Annotated in this window: 12 protein-coding genes, 1 tRNA gene and 1 riboswitch; of the genes, 4 read left to right on the top strand and 9 right to left on the bottom strand. The window is 60.3% G+C overall.

All coding sequences use genetic code 11. From position 1 onward, the window contains the following. Nucleotides 1–17: 17 nt before the first annotated feature. The 3 genes from odhB to Q0X18_RS05815 all read left to right on the top strand — a co-directional run bounded on the left by odhB (nt 18) and on the right by Q0X18_RS05815 (nt 3368). Nucleotides 18–1205: a 2-oxoglutarate dehydrogenase complex dihydrolipoyllysine-residue succinyltransferase gene (gene odhB / locus Q0X18_RS05825; protein ID WP_297559669.1), complete on the top strand. Its 1188-nt coding sequence runs from the start codon at nt 18–20 to the stop codon at nt 1203–1205. Between the two features lie 16 nt (nt 1206–1221). Continuing rightward, nucleotides 1222–2604, top strand: coding sequence for a dihydrolipoyl dehydrogenase (lpdA, locus tag Q0X18_RS05820; RefSeq protein WP_297559667.1), 1383 nt, complete (start codon nt 1222–1224; stop codon nt 2602–2604). 77 nt (nt 2605–2681) lie between these two features. Beyond that, nucleotides 2682–3368: a Crp/Fnr family transcriptional regulator gene (locus tag Q0X18_RS05815; RefSeq protein WP_297559664.1), complete on the top strand. Its 687-nt coding sequence runs from the start codon at nt 2682–2684 to the stop codon at nt 3366–3368. Here the strand turns inward: Q0X18_RS05815 and Q0X18_RS05810 are convergent, their stop codons facing one another. The 9 genes from Q0X18_RS05810 to Q0X18_RS05770 all read right to left on the bottom strand — a co-directional run bounded on the left by Q0X18_RS05810 (nt 3369) and on the right by Q0X18_RS05770 (nt 17390). Further along, on the bottom strand, nt 3369–3821 hold the full coding sequence (locus Q0X18_RS05810) for a cytochrome P460 family protein (RefSeq protein WP_297559662.1): 453 nt from the start codon (nt 3819–3821) through the stop codon (nt 3369–3371). Between the two features lie 151 nt (nt 3822–3972). Then, the gene (locus tag Q0X18_RS05805) at nt 3973–4842 is read right to left on the bottom strand and encodes an alpha/beta fold hydrolase (protein WP_297559660.1); all 870 of its coding nucleotides are present in this window, start codon (nt 4840–4842) and stop codon (nt 3973–3975) included. 9 nt (nt 4843–4851) lie between these two features. Then, nucleotides 4852–5070, bottom strand: a complete 219-nt coding sequence (locus tag Q0X18_RS05800; protein ID WP_297559658.1) for a hypothetical protein — start codon at nt 5068–5070, stop codon at nt 4852–4854. A gap of 130 nt (nt 5071–5200) precedes the next feature. Beyond that, complete coding sequence (locus tag Q0X18_RS05795) at nt 5201–5806, bottom strand: class II aldolase/adducin family protein (protein ID WP_297559655.1); 606 nt, start codon at nt 5804–5806, stop codon at nt 5201–5203. A 65-nt stretch (nt 5807–5871) separates the two neighbouring features. After that, nucleotides 5872–10449, bottom strand: a complete 4578-nt coding sequence (locus Q0X18_RS05790; protein ID WP_297563020.1) for a DNA-directed RNA polymerase subunit beta' — start codon at nt 10447–10449, stop codon at nt 5872–5874. Nucleotides 10450–10536: 87 nt separating this feature from the next. Next, complete coding sequence (locus tag Q0X18_RS05785) at nt 10537–13911, bottom strand: DNA-directed RNA polymerase subunit beta (protein ID WP_297559648.1); 3375 nt, start codon at nt 13909–13911, stop codon at nt 10537–10539. A gap of 354 nt (nt 13912–14265) precedes the next feature. Continuing rightward, a complete protein-coding gene (locus Q0X18_RS05780) occupies nt 14266–16512 on the bottom strand; it encodes a transglycosylase domain-containing protein (RefSeq protein WP_297559646.1) in 2247 nt (748 codons plus the stop codon). A 189-nt stretch (nt 16513–16701) separates the two neighbouring features. After that, nucleotides 16702–17172, bottom strand: a complete 471-nt coding sequence (locus tag Q0X18_RS05775; RefSeq protein WP_297559644.1) for a PleD family two-component system response regulator — start codon at nt 17170–17172, stop codon at nt 16702–16704. A 144-nt stretch (nt 17173–17316) separates the two neighbouring features. Continuing rightward, nucleotides 17317–17390, bottom strand: a tRNA-Gln gene (locus tag Q0X18_RS05770). 184 nt (nt 17391–17574) lie between these two features. Further along, nucleotides 17575–17750: riboswitch (SAM riboswitch) on the top strand. A 162-nt stretch (nt 17751–17912) separates the two neighbouring features. Here Q0X18_RS05770 and Q0X18_RS05765 point away from each other — a divergent pair. After that, nucleotides 17913–19205, top strand: coding sequence for an O-acetylhomoserine aminocarboxypropyltransferase/cysteine synthase family protein (locus Q0X18_RS05765; protein WP_297559642.1), 1293 nt, complete (start codon nt 17913–17915; stop codon nt 19203–19205). Nucleotides 19206–19225 lie beyond the last annotated feature (20 nt).

Genomic DNA, 19225 nt, shown 5'->3' with positions numbered 1-19225 from the left:
CCGCGGATGGAGGCAGTATGGGCTTGGAACTCAAAATACCCGCAGTTGGTGAGTCCATCACCGAAGTTGAGATTGGTCAGTGGCTTAAGAAGGAAGGGGATACGGTTAAGGTCGATGAGCCCCTGGTGGAACTGGTTACCGATAAAGCCACCCTCGAGCTACCCGCACCGGTGGCCGGGCGGCTAAGCAAAATCCTCATCCCCAGCGGACAGGCCAAGGTGGGCGATGTAGTGGCTTTAATAGAAGAAGGCGTCGCCGAGGCCTCGAGCAGCACCCCTGCCCAGAGCGCGCCCGCCCCGAGCCAGGCCGCGGCTGCCGAGAGCAAGGTGATGCCGGCGGCCGAGCGGCTGGCAGCGCAGGCCGGTTTGCAGGCCTCGAGCATCCCTGGGAGCGGCCCCGGCGGCCGGGTCTTGAAAGAAGACGTGCAGCGAGCCGTAGCCACACCGCCCCCCGCCCCACAGCCCACACCCAGCGCCCCACCCGTCCCACCGGTGCAAAAGGGTGAGCGCCGCGAGGACGTGGTGCCCATGACCCCCCTGCGCCGCCGCATCGCCGAGCGCTTGCTGGCAGCTAAGCAGAACACCGCCATGCTCACCACCTTCAACGAAGCCGATATGAGCGCGGTGATGGAACTCCGCAAGGAGTACGGCGAGGCCTTCCAGAAAAAATACGGCTTCAAGCTGGGCTTCATGAGCTTCTTTGTGAAAGCAGTGGTGCAGGCCCTGCAAGAAATCCCGCAGCTCAACGCCGAAATCCGCGGAACCGATATCGTTTACCACCGCTACTACGACATCGGCATCGCTGTGGGCGGGGGCGAAGGCCTGGTGGTACCGGTGATTCGCGATGCCGACCGGCTCTCGATGGCCCAGATTGAGGCGGTGATCGCCGACTTCGGGGCCCGGGTGCGGGAAAAGAAAATCAAACCCGAAGAGTTGATGGGCGGCACCTTCACCATCACCAACGGGGGCATCTACGGCTCGCTCAACTCCACACCCATTCTTAATCCGCCCCAGGTGGGCATCCTGGGCATGCACGCCATCGTCGAGCGTCCGGTTGCCAAAAACGGCGCGGTGGTCATCCGCCCCATGATGAACCTGGCCCTTTCCTACGATCACCGCATTGTGGATGGGCGGGAGGCCGTCACCTTCCTCAAGCGCATCAAGGAACTCATCGAAAACCCCGTACGGCTAACCCTGGAAATCTAAACTTTGGTGAGGAAATATGCCCAAACATCAACTTGTGGTTATCGGCGCGGGGCCCGGCGGGTATGTGGCGGCCATCAAGGCGGCCCAGCTCGGTCTGGATGTGGCCTGCGTGGAAAAAGAGCAAGCCCTGGGTGGCACCTGCCTGCGGGTGGGCTGCATACCCTCCAAAGCCCTTCTGGACGCGAGCGAAAAAATCCACGCCGCCCAGCATAACCAGATCATCGGAGCCAAAATCGGCCAGGTCGAGCTGGATCTGGCGGCTCTGATGGCCCACAAGGACAAGGTGGTCAAAGCCAACACCGGGGGCGTGGAGTACCTGTTCAAGAAAAACAAGGTGACGCGCTACCTGGGCCACGGCACGATTCTCACCCCCAATAAGGTGCGGGTCGAAGGCCCCGAAGGGGTGCAGGAGCTCGAGACCGAGCGCATCCTGATTGCGACGGGCTCCAAGGTGGCCCCCCTCAAAGGGGTTCGGCTCGACTACGAGATCGTGGGTACCTCGGATCAGGCCATCGCCTACCCCAGCGTGCCCGAGCGCCTAGTGGTGATCGGGGGTGGGGTGATCGGCCTCGAGCTCGGCTCGGTATGGAACCGTCTGGGGGCCAAGGTAACAGTGCTGGAGTACCTCCCCCACATCCTGGGGGGCATGGACAGCGAGGTCGCCAGAGCCGCCGAAAAGATTTTCAAAAAACAGGGCCTGGACATCCGCACCGGGGTGCGGGTGACTGCGGCTTACGCCAAAGATGGGAAAGGCGTTGTGGAGTACGAAGGTGGCGAACCTCTTGTGGCCGACCGGGTTCTGCTGGCTACCGGGCGCATCCCCAACACCGATGGGCTGGGCCTGGAAAACGTGGGCCTCCGCACCGACGAGCGGGGCCGGATTCCCGTCAACGCCCATTACCAGACTGCGGTGCCAAATATCTTTGCCATTGGCGACGTGATCGCTGGCCCCATGCTGGCCCACAAAGCCGAGGAGGAAGGTTACGCCGCGGTGGAGTATATGGTGACGGGCTATGGGCATGTCGACTACAGCTCCATACCCAACGTGGTATATACCCATCCCGAAATTGCCTCAGTAGGCAAGACCGAAGAGGAACTCAAGGCGGCGGGCATTCCCTACAAAAAAGGCTCCTTCCCGTTCTCGGCCAACGGACGGGCTCGAGCCATGAACGACACCGACGGCTTCGCAAAAATTCTGGCCCACGCCGAGACCGACCGCATCCTGGGGGTTCACATCATCGGGCCTCGAGCGGGCGACCTGATAGCCGAGGCAGCCGTTGCCATGGCCTTCCATGCCTCTTCGGAGGATCTGGCCCGCGCCTCCCACGCCCACCCCACCCTGGCCGAAGTGCTCAAGGAAGCTGCGTTGGCCACCTGGGACAAAGCGCTTCACATATAGGCTCGGTCGGTTGCGTGGTGCAAAGCGTATTACCAAAGCGCCAGAAGAGCGCAGGTATACAGGTATAATTGCGCATCATGGCTTATATACGCCAACCCAGTTTTCTGGAGCAGCTAAGCGAGCACGAGCGCCAGATGCTAGGGCAGTTCTGCCCACCTCGAGCATTCGAGCCAGGGGAGGTGCTTTTCCACCAAGGCGACCCTTGCTTAAGCCTGTTTATTTTAATCGAGGGCCAGGTCAAGCTACTGAAGCTGGGCAGCGGAAGCCAGGAGCGCATCGTGTATGTGGCTGGGGGCGGCGACCTACTGGGCATCAATTTCCTATCCCCGGACGCTACGCATACCACTACGGCCATCTGCCTCAGTCGGGTGATAATTTGCCCGGTCGAGAAAAGCCAGCTTATACAGGTGTCTAAAGAGCTACCCAATGTTCCGCTGCGCTTGGCCCAGGTACTGGCTGAAAGGGTAAGCCAGCTCGAAGGTCAGCTCGAGGCTTCCGCCGCACCAGCGGCCTATCGTCTGGGTCGTGCATTCGCCTGGCTGGCCCAGCGCTTTAGCGTGCCCGACTTTTCCCCTTGGCGCGAATTACCCATGGAACTCAGGCAGGAAGATCTGGCCGCCATGTGCGGAACCACCCGGGTTACCGTTACCAACACACTGGGTGAGTTGCGTAACCTGGGGCTGGTGGAGGGCACAAGGGGCCGGTATCGGGTTAACTTGCAAGCCCTCGAGCGCTGGCTCGAGGGCTTCGGTGAGTTGGCTTAGTTACCGCCGGCCCCACTGGGTAAAAACTTGGTCGGTTGAATTAGCCTGCTGGTGGCAACCCACGCACATCGCTGGGTCGGCCAGTGCGCCGCCCTGGAATGTGTTGTCCTTACGCTCGTAGGCGGCCCAGGCCCAGTCGCCCGCCCTGTCGCTGCGTTTTTGCATCACCCAGATATTGGTTACCTGCAGGGTCTGGGGATCTACGCGCTCCTTGACAAAAATCGTCCCCTGGGCAAAGGGTAGTTTGTAATTGCCGTTTGTGCCCAGCAGCTTGTCGGGGGTCAGGTTGACATACACATCCTTACCCAAGGGGTGTGCTCCAGCAGAGTTGATCTTGTTAACATTTACTCGAGTCCAGCTTGCGTAGGCGCGGATATTCTCAGCAAGGCTGGATACCTGAGCCACCACCACACCAACAAACAACAAGCCAACAATCATCATCCACTTTTTCATGGTCTTCCTCCCGAGGTTCAGGCTACGGCCAAACCTTGGGAGGTTGTGTATTGAACTTAACCTAAGACGGGGCTACAGCTTCTTGGGCAATTTGTTAGCTGTCTTTGCTGAAATGCAGCGATGGCGAGCTGGCCGTAGCGAAAGTCTAGCCTCAAAGTAGGTCTGGCAAGGCGTTTTGCAGTGCCTCCTCGAAGGCGTAGGGTTGATCTATCCAGGGATAATGGCCCGCCCCCTCGATGAGCTCGAGTCGGCCCCCCACCAGATCGGCGACGGTCTGGGCTTCCGGGTAGCTGCTGGCATCCAGGGTACCAACCAGCACCGTAGTGTCCGAGCGAACCTCGAGCACGTAAGGGGTGTAATCCAGCCGCCAGAGGCCGTTGAGCACAAACATCCGCCCCGGCGTATCGGCACCCACGACAGTTGAACCCTCGGCCAGCCACTCGTACTCCATTCGGCTGTGCTGGCTGGGAAACAGCAGTTGGTCGAAGGCTGCTTTGGGGTCTACGGATGCAAAGGCCTCCTGCAATAGCCGGGTGCCGTCTTCGGGCAGCGGTATATCGGCATTTTCATCCATGCCCCGCAGCGCCAGCGAGGCCCGGTAAAGCTGCCGGGCCAGCCAGGGGAAGTTGGTCCAGGGGTTGATGAGCACCAGACGCTCGGTGGTATCGGGCGAGCGGCGCGCATAATCTAGCGCCAGCACGCCTCCGAAGCCGTGCGCCAACAGCGTCCAGGAACTGAGGCCCAGGTGGTCGCGCAGGTGGAAAAGGTCGCTTACCAGAGCATCAATGGTAAAAAGACCTGGTATCTCGGGCAGGGCCGGGCTGCGCCCACCCCCACGCTGATCTAGGTAAATTACGCGAAAGCCCTCGAGGTACTCCTCCAGACCCTCCCGCAAGATATAGCTGCTACTCCCCGGCCCGCCGTGCAGCACCACAATCGCCGGGGCTTCGAGCGGGCCGGTGTCCTCTACATAAACTTCTACACCATCGTCCACTGCAATCAGGTCAATTTCTTCACGCATAAGGTTCCTTCAGGGGCGGCAAAGCCCTTCTTCGAGCAGTTCAAAGCTCCAGCTATGAAAACCCTCGAGCGCCATCGCCGCTGTCTCCAGCTCGGGGCCATACGCCCAGACCTCGAGCAGGTAAAGCCCCTGTTCAGGCCGGTGAAGCAGACGGTAGGGATAGGGATGTTGCCGGGCGAGCTGGTGCAGGGGTTCCGGGTTCTTACCTTCTACGAAAAGCACCTTCATCAAGGCCCAGTCTACCCCTAAGCCGCACCGGAACCCTTCTGTAGCTTCCTCTTACTTCGATGAAGCCCCGCTTTGCCCTCCCCGCCATAGGTGCTCGAGAAACAGCACCTCGCAGGTTTCCTCGAGACGCTCACTTCGAGGAAGCCCTACTACGACCTCCCCACCACAGACGCTCGAGAAAAAGCACTTCACAGGCTTCCTCGAGGCTCGTCATCAACGAGTAAGCTTGCAGTAGGGCCTGCTCCGGAGCCTCCAGGCTACTTTTAACAAAGGCCCCGTGGCCGCGAACCACGCAAGCAGAGTGCTGCTCAAGAGCCTCTGCTACTGCCTCGGCTGCTTCCTGGGTTCCTGAAAGTGTTTTAGGGGCTACCACCGGGATTCGCTCGAAGTAATAGCGCCCCTCGAGGTCAATCGGTTCGATGGCATCGAGGTGAAACGACAGGGCAATGGCGTGGCGCGGATGGGCGTGCACCACGGCGGTGGCATCGGTTTGATGATAGATGGCACGGTGGATCACCCGCTCCACCGACGCGCCCCGGTCTTTTTCGGGGTCAGACTCGAGGGGCAAGAGCATGATATCTTCCGGAGTTAGGTGGGCCTTCTGAGCACCCGAGCGGGTTATCCAGAGGCCCTCCCCCACACGAACGGAATAGTTGCCCGAGGTGGCCGAGGCCAGCCCTGCTGCAAATAAATCAGCTCCCACCTGCTGAAAAGTTAGGTAAAGTTTGGCTTTCATTCTCCACCAAACCAGCGCTGTAGGCCGCTAGCCAGCGCCAACAGCCTACAGCCCATAGCAGGGTTTTACAGTTCGCGCGCAGGTTGCTCGGGGCGCACACCGGGGCGGCGGGTTCCAGCCGGTGCCTGCTCGGCCTCGCGGCGGGCCTCCTCGAGGCGCTTGAGGGTCTTCTGGTCAACCACCTGGGTGTCGCGCACAAAGTCGGAGCCGGTACCGGCGGGAATCAGCTTGCCCAGGATCACGTTCTCTTTCAGGCCAATTAGCTCGTCGAGCTTGCCGGCAATGGCGGCCTCGGTGAGCACGTGGGTGGTGTGCTGGAAGCTGGCCGCCGAGAGCCAGCTCTTGGTTGAGAGGGCGCTCTTGGTCACCCCCATCAGCATGGGCTTCCAGCTGGCCGGGGTCTTGCCTTCGGCCATCAGGGCCTCGTTGGTCGATTCCACATCCCACTTCTCGATGACCTGGCCTTCCAGGTAACGGCTATCGCCCGGGTCGGTAATTTCGACGTACTTGAGCATCTGCCGCACAATGACCTCGATGTGCTTGTCGTGCAGCTTCACGCCCTGGGCGCGGTAGACGCGCTGGATTTCGTCGGTCAGGTAGCGTTCCACCGCCTCGGGGCCTTTGGCCTCCAGAAGCTGGTGGGGGTCAATCGCACCGCGGGTCAGGGGCTGGCCGGCCTCCACCGTTTCGCCCTCCTTGACGGTAATGCGGGTCTCCTTGGACACTTTGTACTCCTTGGAGAAGCCCTCGCTCGAGACGTAGATGACCACCTTGTCCTCGAGCTCCTCGATGTGTACTGTTCCGTCAATTTCGGCAATTACCGCCTTCACCTTGGGGCGACGGGCCTCGAACAGCTCGATCACGCGGGGCAGACCCTGGGTGATGTCGGTGCCGGTGGCTACACCGCCGGTGTGGAAGGTACGCATGGTGAGCTGGGTGCCGGGCTCGCCGATGGACTCGGCGGCCACCACCCCCACGCTTTCGCCAATCGAGACCAGCTTGGCCGCCGACAGATCCCAGCCGTAGCACTGCTGGCAGACTCCGTAGCGGGTGCGGCAGGTAAGGGGCGAGCGCACCGGCACTTCCTCAATCAGGCGCTCTTCGGCAGCCTTGACGATGAAATTGACGTCCTCGAGGCTCAGTTGGTGCCCTTCCGGGAAGACCCGGCCCCTGACCTCGAGCTCTCTAGCCAGCGTGCGACCATACAGCCCCGACTCAATGTCGCCCTTCTTGCGCAGGCGCTTGTTGCGGAAAGCCTCGTCGAACTGCAAGAGGGGCACCGAGATATAGTCGGGTGTACCGCAGTCGGCCTCCCGCACGATCACCTCGTGGGCCACATCGTGCAGCTTGCGGGTCAGGTAGCCCGAGTCGGCGGTACGCAGCGCGGTATCGGCCCCACCCTTACGGGCCCCGTGGGTGGAGATGAAGTACTCCAGCACCGTGAGGCCCTCGCGGAAGGAGGCCTTTACCGGCACCGGGTAGGTCTCACCCGAGGGCTTGGCCATCAGGCCGCGCATCCCGGAGATCTGGCGGATCTGCTGGGGGTTCCCACGGGCCCCCGACTGGCTCATCACGTAGAGCGGGTTGAAGGGATAGTTTTCCTCGAAGTTTTTGAACACCGCGCTGGTGACCTTCTCGGTGGTCTGGCTCCAGAGCTGCAAAATCTGCTGGAAGCGCTCCTCTTCGGTCATCAGGCCCATCTCGAAAGCCTGCTCGATCTGAGCCAGCTTGGCGTCGGCCTCCTGCAGGTACTGCTTCTTCTCCGCCGGGATCACCGCGTCATCGATACCGATGGTAATGCCCGAGGTGGTGGAGAGCACGAAGCCATAGTACTTGAGGGCGTCCAGGAGCTTGGCGGTTTTCTCGATGCCCAGCAGCAGGAAGCTCTTGTAGACCAGGTCTTTGAGGGAGTTCTTCTCCTGGGCTACCTCGAGGTTCACCAGTTCCTGGGCCTTCTCGGGGTCTTCGATGGCCTCGCTCACAATCCGCAGGAACAGCATCCGGCCCGGCGAGGTTTCCAGCAGCTTGTCGCCTAGGCGCACCGTGACCACATCCTGGTGATCCACCACCCCGCTCTGCACGGCCAGCAGGGCCTCGTCCACGCTGCTGAAGACGTACTTCAGGCGGCCCACGCTAGTTTCCTTGCCCGCTACCTTGATTTTAGCGTTGAGGGCCACCCGGCCCTGCTCGTAGGCTTGGAGGGCTTCTTCGATGCTGGCAAACTCCAGACCCTGGCCTTTCTTCTCGCGGCGGAGCTGGGTGATGTAGTAAAGGCCCAGGATGATATCGCGGGCCGGCTTGGCCACCGGCTCACCCGAGGCCGGCGAGAGGATGTTGTGCGAGGAGAGCATCTGGATGCGGGCCTCGGCCTGGGCGTAGCTGGATAGCGGCACGTGCACGGCCATCTGGTCGCCGTCGAAGTCGGCGTTGAAGGCCTCGCAGACCAGCGGGTGAAGCTGGATGCTCTGCCCCTCCACCAAGACCGGCTGGAAGGCCTGAATGCCCAGGCGGTGCAGGGTGGGAGCGCGGTTCAGGAGCACCACCTTGCCGTGGATGACCTCTTCCAGGGCGTCCCAGACCTCGTCTTTGATGTCGCGGGAACGCTCGAGCATCTTGCGGGCGCTTTTGACGTTGTTGGCGATGCCCTTCTCCTCCATTTTCTTGAGCAAAAAGGGCTTGAAGAGTTCCAGGGCCATGCGCTTGGGCAAACCGCACTGGTGCAGTTTGAGCTGCGGCCCCACCACAATCACCGAGCGGCCCGAGTAGTCCACGCGCTTGCCCAGCAGGTTCTGACGGAAGCGGCCCTGCTTGCCCGAGAGGATGTCGGTAAGGGAGCGCAGAGCCCGGTCAGAGCCGGGGTTGGTAACCGGCGTGCCCCGGCGTCCGTTGTCCAGCAGGGCGTCCACGGCTTCCTGGAGCATCCGCTTCTCGTTGCGGATGATCATCTCGGGCGCACCCTGTGACAGGAGCTTGCGCAGACGGTTGTTGCGGTTGATCAGGCGGCGGTAGAGGTCGTTGAGGTCGGAGGTCGCAAAGCGCCCGCCGTCTACCTGCACCATCGGGCGCAGGTCGGGGGGCAGCACCGGCACGGCCTCGAGGATCATCCACTCGGGGCGGTTGCCCGAGTCGCGGAAGGCCCGCACCACTTCCAGGCGCTTACGGGCCTTGGCCCGCTTGGCCCGGCTGGGGTGCTTCATCTCCTCGACCAGTTCGGCCTCGAGCACACCCAGGTCAATCTCCTTGAGCAGCTCCTGGATGGCCTGGGCCCCCATCTTGGCGTCGATGTCGTAGGACTCGATCACCCGTACTGCCATGCGGATGAAGTCCACCTCCACCCGGCCGTAGATCTCCGAGGTGACCTTGCCGCCATCGGCCAGGGCATCGCCGGGTGAGACCCGGTCGCCGTTGGTCACGTCCACGTCGTCTTCGAAGGGGTAGAGCTTGGCCTTCATCACCACGATGGAGGCCGGCTCGTGCAGGTGCACCACCCCGTCGGCCTCGGCGTAGACCTCTTCCTCCGGCTCGATGGCCCCGACCAGCTTGTCGCCTTTGCGCACCTGGGTGCCCTCACCAACCAGGACGTGCATATGGGGCTGGAGGGGGTAGTCAGCCACACGGGTGCGCTCGAGGGTAAAGCTGAGCTGTACCTCTTTTTTGGAGGTTTCGGCCACCATCTTTTCGACCTTCAGGCCTTTGGGCATCCGAAGCTGTCCTTTGCCCTGGGCCAGCACGTCGCCGTTCCCGACCAGCTCGCCCTGCCCCACTTTGAGGTGCATACCGGCCGGAATCAGGTAAATCGCAACGAGCGCGGCGGTGTCCGGGTCGAGGATTTTGACCAGAGCACCGTCACTCAGCTCTTCCAGATCCACCACCCCAGCATCTTCGCTGGTGATCTGGTAGGAAGCCTCGAGCTCGGCCAAAGGCTCGCCCGGCTTGTAGGTCTCCTGTTCAATCCAGGCCGCCCTGGGCAGGGTCAGGCTGGCCCGCTCTTTGAAGGCATACTCCACCCGAATGCGACGGGGGAAACGAAAGAGCACCAGCCCGTCCATCTTGCTCACCACGCCGGGGGCCAGTTCCTGGCCTTTTTTTACTTCGTCCCCGTCCTTGACGAAGGTTTCGACACCGGCCGGGATGGTGTAGGTTTCCTGCCGGCCAAAGCGCAGCTCGCGGTACTCGTCGTCGGTGAGGAGCTGGCGCTTCTGCACCGGCACGCCGTTCAGCATGGCCCCCTTGGGGTCGATGGTGATGTACTTGGCAAAGTACAGAACCTGCTCCAGCTCCTGGGCCGATAGGTCGAGCAGGGTGCCAATCTTGCTGGGCACATCCTTGACGTACCAGATGTGGGCCACCGGAGTCGCGAGTTCCACGTGCCCCATACGGTAGCGCCGAACGATGCTCTTGGTTACCTCCACCCCACAGCGCTCGCACACTTTGCCCTCGAAGCGCTGGCGCTTGTACTTACCGCAGGCGCACTCATAGTCTTTTTGCGGCCCGAAGATGCGCTCGTCGAACAGCCCATCGCGTTCGGGTTTCAGGGTGCGGTAGTTGATGGTCTCGGGTTTTTCAACCTCGCCATAGCTCCAGCTCCGAATCTTATCCGGAGAAGCCAGGCCGATTCTTACTTTGCGAACTTCTCGTTTGATCATCGCTCACTCCGTGCACTGCCAGTTTGAAGAAATGGCGCCATTCCTTTTGTGCTTACTGTCTCGCACCAGGAATTCAATCCACAATTAACGCCTGCTGGCCAACCCTTCAAAGATGTCCAGGTTGCGGGAATTTTCGTCGTAGGTCTCCACATCCAGGCCCAGCGACTGCAACTCCTTCACCAACACCCTGAAGCTTTCCGGCACACTGGCCTCGGGCACATCCTCGCCCTTCACCACCGCTTCGTAAGCCGCATTACGTCCTTCGATATCGTCGGACTTGATGGTTAAGATCTCCTGCAACGTGTGGGCCGCCCCATAGGCCTCGAGCGCCCAAACTTCCATCTCCCCGAAGCGCTGTCCACCAAACTGTGCCTTACCGCCCAGGGGCTGCTGGGTGATGAGGGAGTAGGGGCCAGTGGAACGGGCGTGCATCTTATCTTCCACCATGTGGTAAAGCTTCATGATGTACATCACGCCCACCACAATTGGGGCCTCGATGGGCTCGCCGGTGCGGCCGTCGTAAAGCACGCTCTTGCCCTGCTGGAACACCTCGCGGAGCTGCTCCACCTCACTGGCGTCTGCGCTCACCAACCCCAGCTTCGCCGCCCGGGCCAGCACCTCCCGCTCGCGGTTATCCAGGCCAAAACCGGCTTTGGTGCGAGCCTCCCACTTCTTATCGAAGGCTTTGCCCAGCAACTGCTTGATCTCGTCCTCCGTAATACCATCAAAAACCGGCGTTACAAACTTGATGCCTAACTCGTAGCCTGCCAGGCCCAGGTGGGTTTCCAGAATCTGGCCCAGGTTCATACGGCTGGGCACACCCAGCGGGTTGAGCACGATATCCACCGGCGTACCATCGGGCATGTGCGGCATGTCCTCGGGTGGCAAGATTTTGGAGACCACGCCCTTGTTACCGTGGCGGTTGGCCAGCTTGTCGCCCACCTGCAACTTGCGCTTCTGGGCCACATACACCCGCACCACTTCACGCACGCCAGGCTTGAGTTCCACACCGGGGTCGCCGCGGCGCAGGCGCAGGGTGCGCACCACGATGCCCCCTTCGCCGGGCGGCACCCGCAGGGAGGTATCCTTCACATCACGGGCCTTCTCACCAAAGATACTGCGCAAAAGCCGCTCTTCGGGGGTGGGCTCGGTCTCGCCCTTGAAGCTGGTACGGCCCACCAGGATATCCCCGGCCTTAACCTCGGCCCCAATTCGCACCACGCCGTCCTCGTCAAGGTCGCGCAGGGCGGCCTCGGATAGGTTGGGGATATCGCGGGTTACGCGCTCGGGGCCCAGCTTGGTGTCGCGGGCCTCGATCTCGTAGCGCTCGATGTGCACCGAGGTGTAGAAGTCGCGGCGCAGAAGGTCTTCGGAGATTACAATTGCGTCTTCGTAGTTGTAGCCGTCGAAGGGCATGATGGCCAGCAGGATGTTCTGCCCCAGGGCCAGATAGCCCTCTTCAGAGGCCGGGCCATCGGCCAGCAGATCGCCCTTGCGTACTTTTTGGCCTTTGGAAACACGGGGACGCTGGTCAAGGGCAGTTCCTTGGTTGGAGCGAGTGAAGCGGCGCAGGTTGAATTCGTACAGGCCTTTATCTTCGCCCCTGACCAGGATTTTGGAGCCGTCTACGTACTCCACCACCCCATCTACGTGGGAGTACAACGAAGTAAGGGAGTCGCGCACCACACGTTCTTCCACTCCAGTCATGACCACCGGGCTCTGGGCGCGCAGCAGCGGCACCGCCTGGGCCTGCATGTTGGAACCCATCAGGGCGCGGTTGGCGTCGTCGTGCTCGAGGAAGGGAATCAGGTTGGTGTTCACCGAAAAAATCTGCTTGGGTGAAACGTCCATGTATTCCACTTCTTCAGGGCGCATGACAATCGGTTCACCCTTCTTGCGCACCACCACCTGCTGGGTATCGAAGTGGCCGTCGGGCTTGAGCGGCGTGTTGGCCTGGGCAATGGCGTAGCGGTCTTCTTCGGTGGCGGTCATGAAATCAACCTGATCGGTGACCCGCCCGTTGACCACCTTGCGGTAAGGCGTGAGGATGAAGCCCAGGTCGTTGATGCGGCCAAACGAGGCCAGCGAAGAAATCAGACCGATGTTGGCGCCTTCGGGGGTTTCGATAGGGCAAATGCGGCCGTAATGGGTACGGTGGACGTCGCGCACGTCGAAGCCTGCCCGCTCGCGGGTCAGGCCGCCCGGCCCCAGGGCGGAGATGCGGCGCTTATGACGCAATTCGGAGAGTGGGTTGGTCTGGTCTTTGAACTGGCTGAGCTGGCTACGACCAAAGAACTCGCGGATGGCCGCCACCAGCGGGCGGTTGTTGACCAGCTTGGCCGGGGTGGCCGATTCGGGTGTCCCCAGGAGCATACGCTCGCGCACCCCTCGAGCCAGGCGCGAAAGCCCCACCCGGAACTGGTCGGCCAGCAGCTCGCCTACGGTGCGAATGCGGCGGTTACCCAAGTGGTCGATGTCGTCGGCCTCGTAGCCAGTTTCACCGCTTTGCAGGGCAAATAGGTATTTGAGTACCGGCAGCAGGGCTTCGTCTTTGAACTCGCCATTTTCGAACCTGATCAGCATGCGGCCGGATAGCTGAATGCCCAGTTTCTGCTGAGCTTTGTACCTTCCGGCTTCTCCCAGATCGTAGCGGCGGGGGTCGGACAACAGCGAGTGCAGGTAGGTGATGGCTTTGTCGCGCTTGGGCGGGTCACCCGGGCGCAGTTCGGTAAAGAGCTTCAAGAGGGCTTCGTCTATGCCCATCTCGAGGGCCTTGGTACCCCGAAACTGGGCTTCCAGCAAGCCTGGCAGCAGATCGGGGTAACCTTCCAGCTCCTTGCTCAGGGTTTCGGCCGTGAACCCAAGCACCCTTAGCAAAAGGGCCAGGGGGAATTTCTTCTTATTGACCTTCATCACTACCACACCGGACTGCTCGAACTCGAGGTCAATCCAGGGGCCGCGCTTGGGCAGGGGAATAACCGAGGCCACATACTTGCCGGGACGGGCCTGGTCGGCGGTGAAATACACCCCCGGCGAACGGTGAATCTGCGAAACGATCACCCGGTCTGCACCGTTGACGATAAATGAGCCGTCTTCGGTCATGAGGGGCAGATCACCCAGAAAAACCTCGTCTTCTTTGAGAAGGCCTGTGTCCTTGTGCACCAACAGCAGTTTGGCGTAAAGGGGGGCCTGGTAGGTCAGGTCTTTTTCACGGCACTCATCCTGACCGAAGGGTGGTTCACCCAGACGGTACTCGAGGAAATCCAGCACCAACCCTCGCCCCTTCTCCCCTTCTTCAATTGGGAAGGTTTCTTTAAAGGCCGCTTGCAGCCCAATGTTCTCCCTTTTGGAAGGGGGAACATTGGCCTGTAAGGCTTTGGCAAAAGAGTCGACCTGGATCTCGGTGAGGGGTGGAAGGGGAATAACTTCTTTAATCTTGCCGAACCGCTCTATCTTCATCAAAACACCTCATAACCCGTGGGCTCTTGTCTGCACCCAGTCGGTGCAGCTACGACATGCTTGGGGTCGTTAGGGGGTTTTCGTAAGCTAACAGGGTTCTTCCGCAGGCGAAAAAAATCCCTGCGGCGGCTGGCTCTTACGCTTTTTGTGGGGCACACCTGGGGTGCAGGCCACAAAACACAAACGTTAGTGTAACACATCTACACGCAAAGGCACAATACGCACCCTAAGAAAGCTGCTAGAAGGCAGTGTAGCACGGCATACGATTTTTGAGGAGTGAGCCCTGTGGGTGACATCATTGCCGGCTTCGCAAGGGTGCTTTTCAGGCTGGGGTGATCTTTGTGCCAATCACCCTCAGTTACATTGGTACTCGCCAATCCCACCCTCCGAAACTTGCAGCCATACCACCCGTTCGGTAGGGGTGTCTGGGGCAGCCAAGCAGTTGGTCACACGGTCTACCGCGATGGTAAGGTAGGCCTTGCCCGAGGCCACTGCCGGGCCCGGACGCGTGATGTAGGTGGGTTGTGGTGGGGCATCCAGCACGGCAGGCTGGGTATTGGAAGCCTGGATACGCTGTAGCTGGCGGGCAGGAAACAGCGCTGCTACACCACTAGAGCTTATGTTGCCGGTAAGCAAGTCGAAGTTGGCCAAGACCAGTCCCGAGGGCTGCGGAAAATCACCCGTCGGGCGGCCACGCAGTGCCTGTTCTACGAAGTCGCGCCAGATCGGGGGGTTTACCATCGAACTGCTCGGTTCTACGCCGCCCATACGCTGGGGTTTGTGGTCGTCCCGGCCGATCCACAGGGTGGCTACCAGGCCTCGTGTCGCTCCTGCAAACCACAGGTCAATGGCCTCGTCGCTGGTTCCCGTTTTTCCGCCGACAATGCGACCAGGAATTCGGGCCCCTGCTGCCAGGCTCGAGCGAAACCCAGGGGGCACATCGTAAACGTAGCCTTTAAGCATGTCCCATATCTGGTAGGCGACCTGTGGCGTCCAGAGCAAAACTTTTTTGGGTTCAGGCTGAAAGATTATGCGACCATTGCTATCCTCTACACGAAGCACAAGCTGTGGTTCGACTCGGTAGCCGCCATTGACAAAGCTGGCGTAAGCCGCTGCTAGGCCCATGGGTGTAATATCAGCCCCTCCACCAATCGCGTTAGCCAGCACGGCCATATTGTTGGTCAGGCGAAAGCCAGCAGCCCGGAGTTTATCGCCCAGTCGCTGAACCCCGATGGCCTCTGCCGTACGAATGGCCGGCAGGTTCAAAGATCGATCCAGGGCATAGCGGATGCTGACCGGGCGATCGAGGTAGGTTCCATCGAAGTTTTTGGGTCGCCATACGCCCCTGGGTGTGGGGTACTCCACCGGCGAGTCCCGCACGGTAGTGGCCTGCGTCCAGCCAGCCTCCAGGGCCACACCATAGGTAAATGGCTTGATGGCCGAGCCGGGGCTACGCCAGGCCTGGGTAGCCCGATTAAATTCACCTTCGGTGCCAGGGCGTGCCCCCACCATAGCCAGCACTTCGCCCGAATTGGGCTCGAGGCCCACCAAGGCCAGCTGCGCCTGGTCGGGCAGGCGACGACCCGTAACGGCCTTTTCGGCAGCGGATTGCATTCTGAGGTCGAGGGTAGTAATGATACGCAAGCCCCCCTGATCGCGGAGCTTGTCTGCGCCAAGTTTTTCTTTCAAGTAGCGCTGTACCTCGTACACAAAGTAAGGGGCCAGGCGTACATTTCGCTCAGGTACGATGCGAACACTGGGGTCAACAAGCTTGGCCGATTTTAGGTTACCGTTCTCGTCGTAGACCACTTCCCAGCCCTTGGGCACTAAATTGTAGCGCCAAGCCGCATCCGCTTCGGCCTGGCTAACCCACCCCTCCGAAACCATATTGCTGAGCAGAACCTTCATGCGGCGCCGGGCTGCGCTAAAGTCCAGGTAGCGGGTGTTGGGCGCAGGTATCAGAACGGCCAGATAAGCTCCCTCGGCCAGGTTGAGTTCGGAAGGTTCCTTGCCAAAATAGGCCTGGGCAGCCGCCCATATTCCCTGTGCGTTCCCCCCCCAAGGCACCACGTTCAAATACATTTCCAAAATTTCTTCTTTGGAGTAGCGCCGCTCGACCTGGATGGCCAGTGGAAACTCCTTGAGCTTACGCTCGAGGCCGCTTATACCCCTGCGCTCAAAGGCCAGATCCTTGAGCAGGGTGTTTTTAACCACTTGGGTAGTGATGGTGGAGCCCCCCTGCAGGTCGCCACGGAAGGTGTAGTACAGGCCACCCAGCAGGCGGATAAAATCTATACCGTAGTGCCTAAAAAAACGCTGATCCTCCGAAACCACTACCGCTACGGCTGCAGCTGGCGATACTTCGGATAACCGTACCAGCTGCCGGGCAATAGCGCGTCCATTCTCTACCGAGGCCAGGTCGGCGATGGGTATGCCATCGCGGGTAAAAAATGTTGAGGTTGCTGTAAAACGCAGATCCTCGAGGGTCTCGAGGCTGGGCAGGTCGCGCAGCAGCAACCAGGATACATATCCCCCAGCCCCAAGAACCCCCAGAATCCCTGCAAATATGACCACCCGCAAAACTCGGATCAATCTATGCACGTGCTTCAGTTTAGCAGCAGTAGATTAGAGGGTTTGTAAGAGCAGTTTTGGCAAAAAGCCACAAATTGTCCGATTCTGCTCACAGCTTGACCCCAAAACAGCAGCAGGCGATGCCGTATTCTGCGCAGGGTAAAAAAGCTACATTCACACCGGGTTACAGTTGTGGATCAGCTGAGGTATTTCTCACTCCTATGCGCTGGGTTGCTGTTGTGGCAGGTGGCGAAGGATGTTAGAAAATGCCTTACGGTCTACCGGTTTAGAAATCACGTGATCGACTCTAGCGAACTCGGCCGTTAGCTTGGTTCGCTCGTCTCCATCAGTGGTAAGGAGCACGACCGGCACTTCCCTCAGTCGGCGGCTCATTTTGAGCCTGGAAGCGATTGAGAAAGGATCTATTTCTATTGCATCGTCCAGCACAATTGCACGGGGGGTGTGCGCTTTCAGGTAATCCAGGCCCTCTTTAGCTGTCTCGTGGAATTGAACTTCAATACCGTGCTCCTCTATAACCAGCTCGAGTAATGCGCGTAAGGTCTGGCTCGAGGTAACCACCAACACTTTATTGCTTGGCACTGCGTCCGCCATATAGGTCAAATAGTACCAAACCGAACGCCAGGCCCTAGCCCCAAATATCACAGCTTGTAAAACCAAAGCCTTTTCCAAGCCAGCATCTTGCTCAAGCCGCAGGGCTGGGCAGTGGACGTGGAGAGCCGCCGCGGGCCAAAACCTGAACCCACAAACCACAGAATCACCCAAAAAAGACAAAACCCGAGGGATATTCACCCTCGGGTTTTGGCGCCCTGTTGCTGGCTGGGGCACGTGGACTCGAACCACGACCGACGGTTCCAAAGACCGTTGTCCTGCCATTAGACGATGCCCCAGTTCGGATCAGTCGTTCGGAATCGCTTGCTGCGAATCCCGCAGGACAGCAATCGGTATTTTAGAGGTCAGTCCGCTTTGTGTCAAACCTACCCAAAGCCCCGCAGGCTTCGGGCTTGACATACACCGGTTGTCTATCTACACTCACTTCTATCCGCGCTGGGGCGCGGCCAAAATCAGAAAGTTCTTTTATCCAGAGCGATGGAGGGATTCGGCCCTGTGAAGTCGCAGCAACCCACAAAAAGTTTCTGATCATCACCAGAAAGCTTTTTGCACGGTGCTAATTCCGGCCCAACTGCCGAACTTTGTAGGCACACAATGTTCGAGGCTAGGCATAGCCTGGCAGCTGGGAAAGATAAGAGAAGGGAACGCACAAGCCGTACCCCCTTCCAGTCATAAAAGAACGTCTGGTAGGGGGTTTTGCTATAGCAAAACTCCTACCAAAAGCGCCCCAAATCCCACGCGGACAAACCCTTTAGGACAGACGGCTCTGGCCCCTGTCCACCAGACGGTAGGAGAGCAGCATGTCACAAAAACACCGTTTCGAAACCCTGCAACTGCACGCCGGCTATAGCCCTGATCCCACCACCGGGGCCCGTCAGGTACCCATCTACGCCACCACCTCGTATCAGTTCAAGGATGCCGACCACGCTGCCCGGCTCTTTGGGTTGCAGGAGTTCGGCAACATCTACACCCGCATCATGAACCCCACCACCGATGTGCTGGAGAAGCGCATCGCGGCCCTCGAGGGGGGGGTGGCAGCCCTGGCTACCAGCTCAGGCCATGCCGCGCAGTTCCTGGCTATCACAAACATCGCTCAGGCCGGCGATAATTTTGTTTCTACCCCCAACCTCTATGGTGGCAGCATCAATCAGTTCAAAGTGACGCTGCCCCGGCTCGGCATCGAAAGCCGTTTTACCGACAGCGCGGAGAGCGTGGACGATTTTATCCGCCTGACCGACGATAAAACCCGCTTCTGGTACCTGGAGTCGCTGGGTAACCCAGCCCTCAACATCCCCGACTTCGAACTCATCGCCCAGGCCGCCCAGGAGCAGGGCATCGCCCTGATTGTGGACAACACCTTTGGGCACGGGGGCTATCTCTTCCGCCCCATCGAGTGGGGGGCCAACGTGGTAACCCACTCCGGCACCAAGTGGATCGGGGGGCACGGTGCGGCCATCGCCGGTCTGATTGTGGACGGGGGCAACTTCAACTGGGACAACGGGCGCTACCCCCTGATTACCCAGCCCCAGCCCGGCTACCACGGCCTCGAGCTGCACAAGGCCCTGGGCAACCTGGCCTTCATCATCAAGGCCCGCGTGGACGGCCTGCGCGATCAGGGGCAGTGCCTGGGGCCTTTCGAGGCTTTCTTGCTGCTCCTGGGCCTCGAGACCCTCTCGCTGCGCTCCGAGCGGCACGTGCAGAACACCCTGGCCCTGGCCCACTGGCTGCGTGAGCAGGACGAGGTAGCCTGGGTCAACTACCCCGGCCTAGACGATCACCCCAGCTACGCCAAGGCCCAGAAGTACTTCAAGGGCAGGCCAGGCTCGGTGCTTACCTTCGGTCTCAAGGGTGGGTACGAGGCTGCCAAGAGCTTTATTAACCGGCTCGAGCTGGTCTCCCACCTGGCCAATGTGGGCGATACCCGCACCCTGGCAATTCACCCCGCCTCCACCACCCATTCCCAGCTATCGCCGGAGGAGCAGGTTCGCGCTGGGGTCAACCCCGAGCTGGTGCGGATTAGCGTGGGACTGGAAGCCATCGAAGACATCCAAGCTGATCTCAAACAAGCCCTGCGCTCGAGGGTGGGCGTCTGACCCCGCGTTGCAGCGTACCG

The sequence above is a fragment of the Meiothermus sp. genome (genome assembly GCF_026004075.1).
Classification (GTDB): Bacteria; Deinococcota; Deinococci; order Deinococcales; family Thermaceae; genus Meiothermus.
The sequence above is the reverse complement of the archived record's forward strand: the minus strand, read 5'-3'. Positions and strand labels throughout refer to the sequence as shown.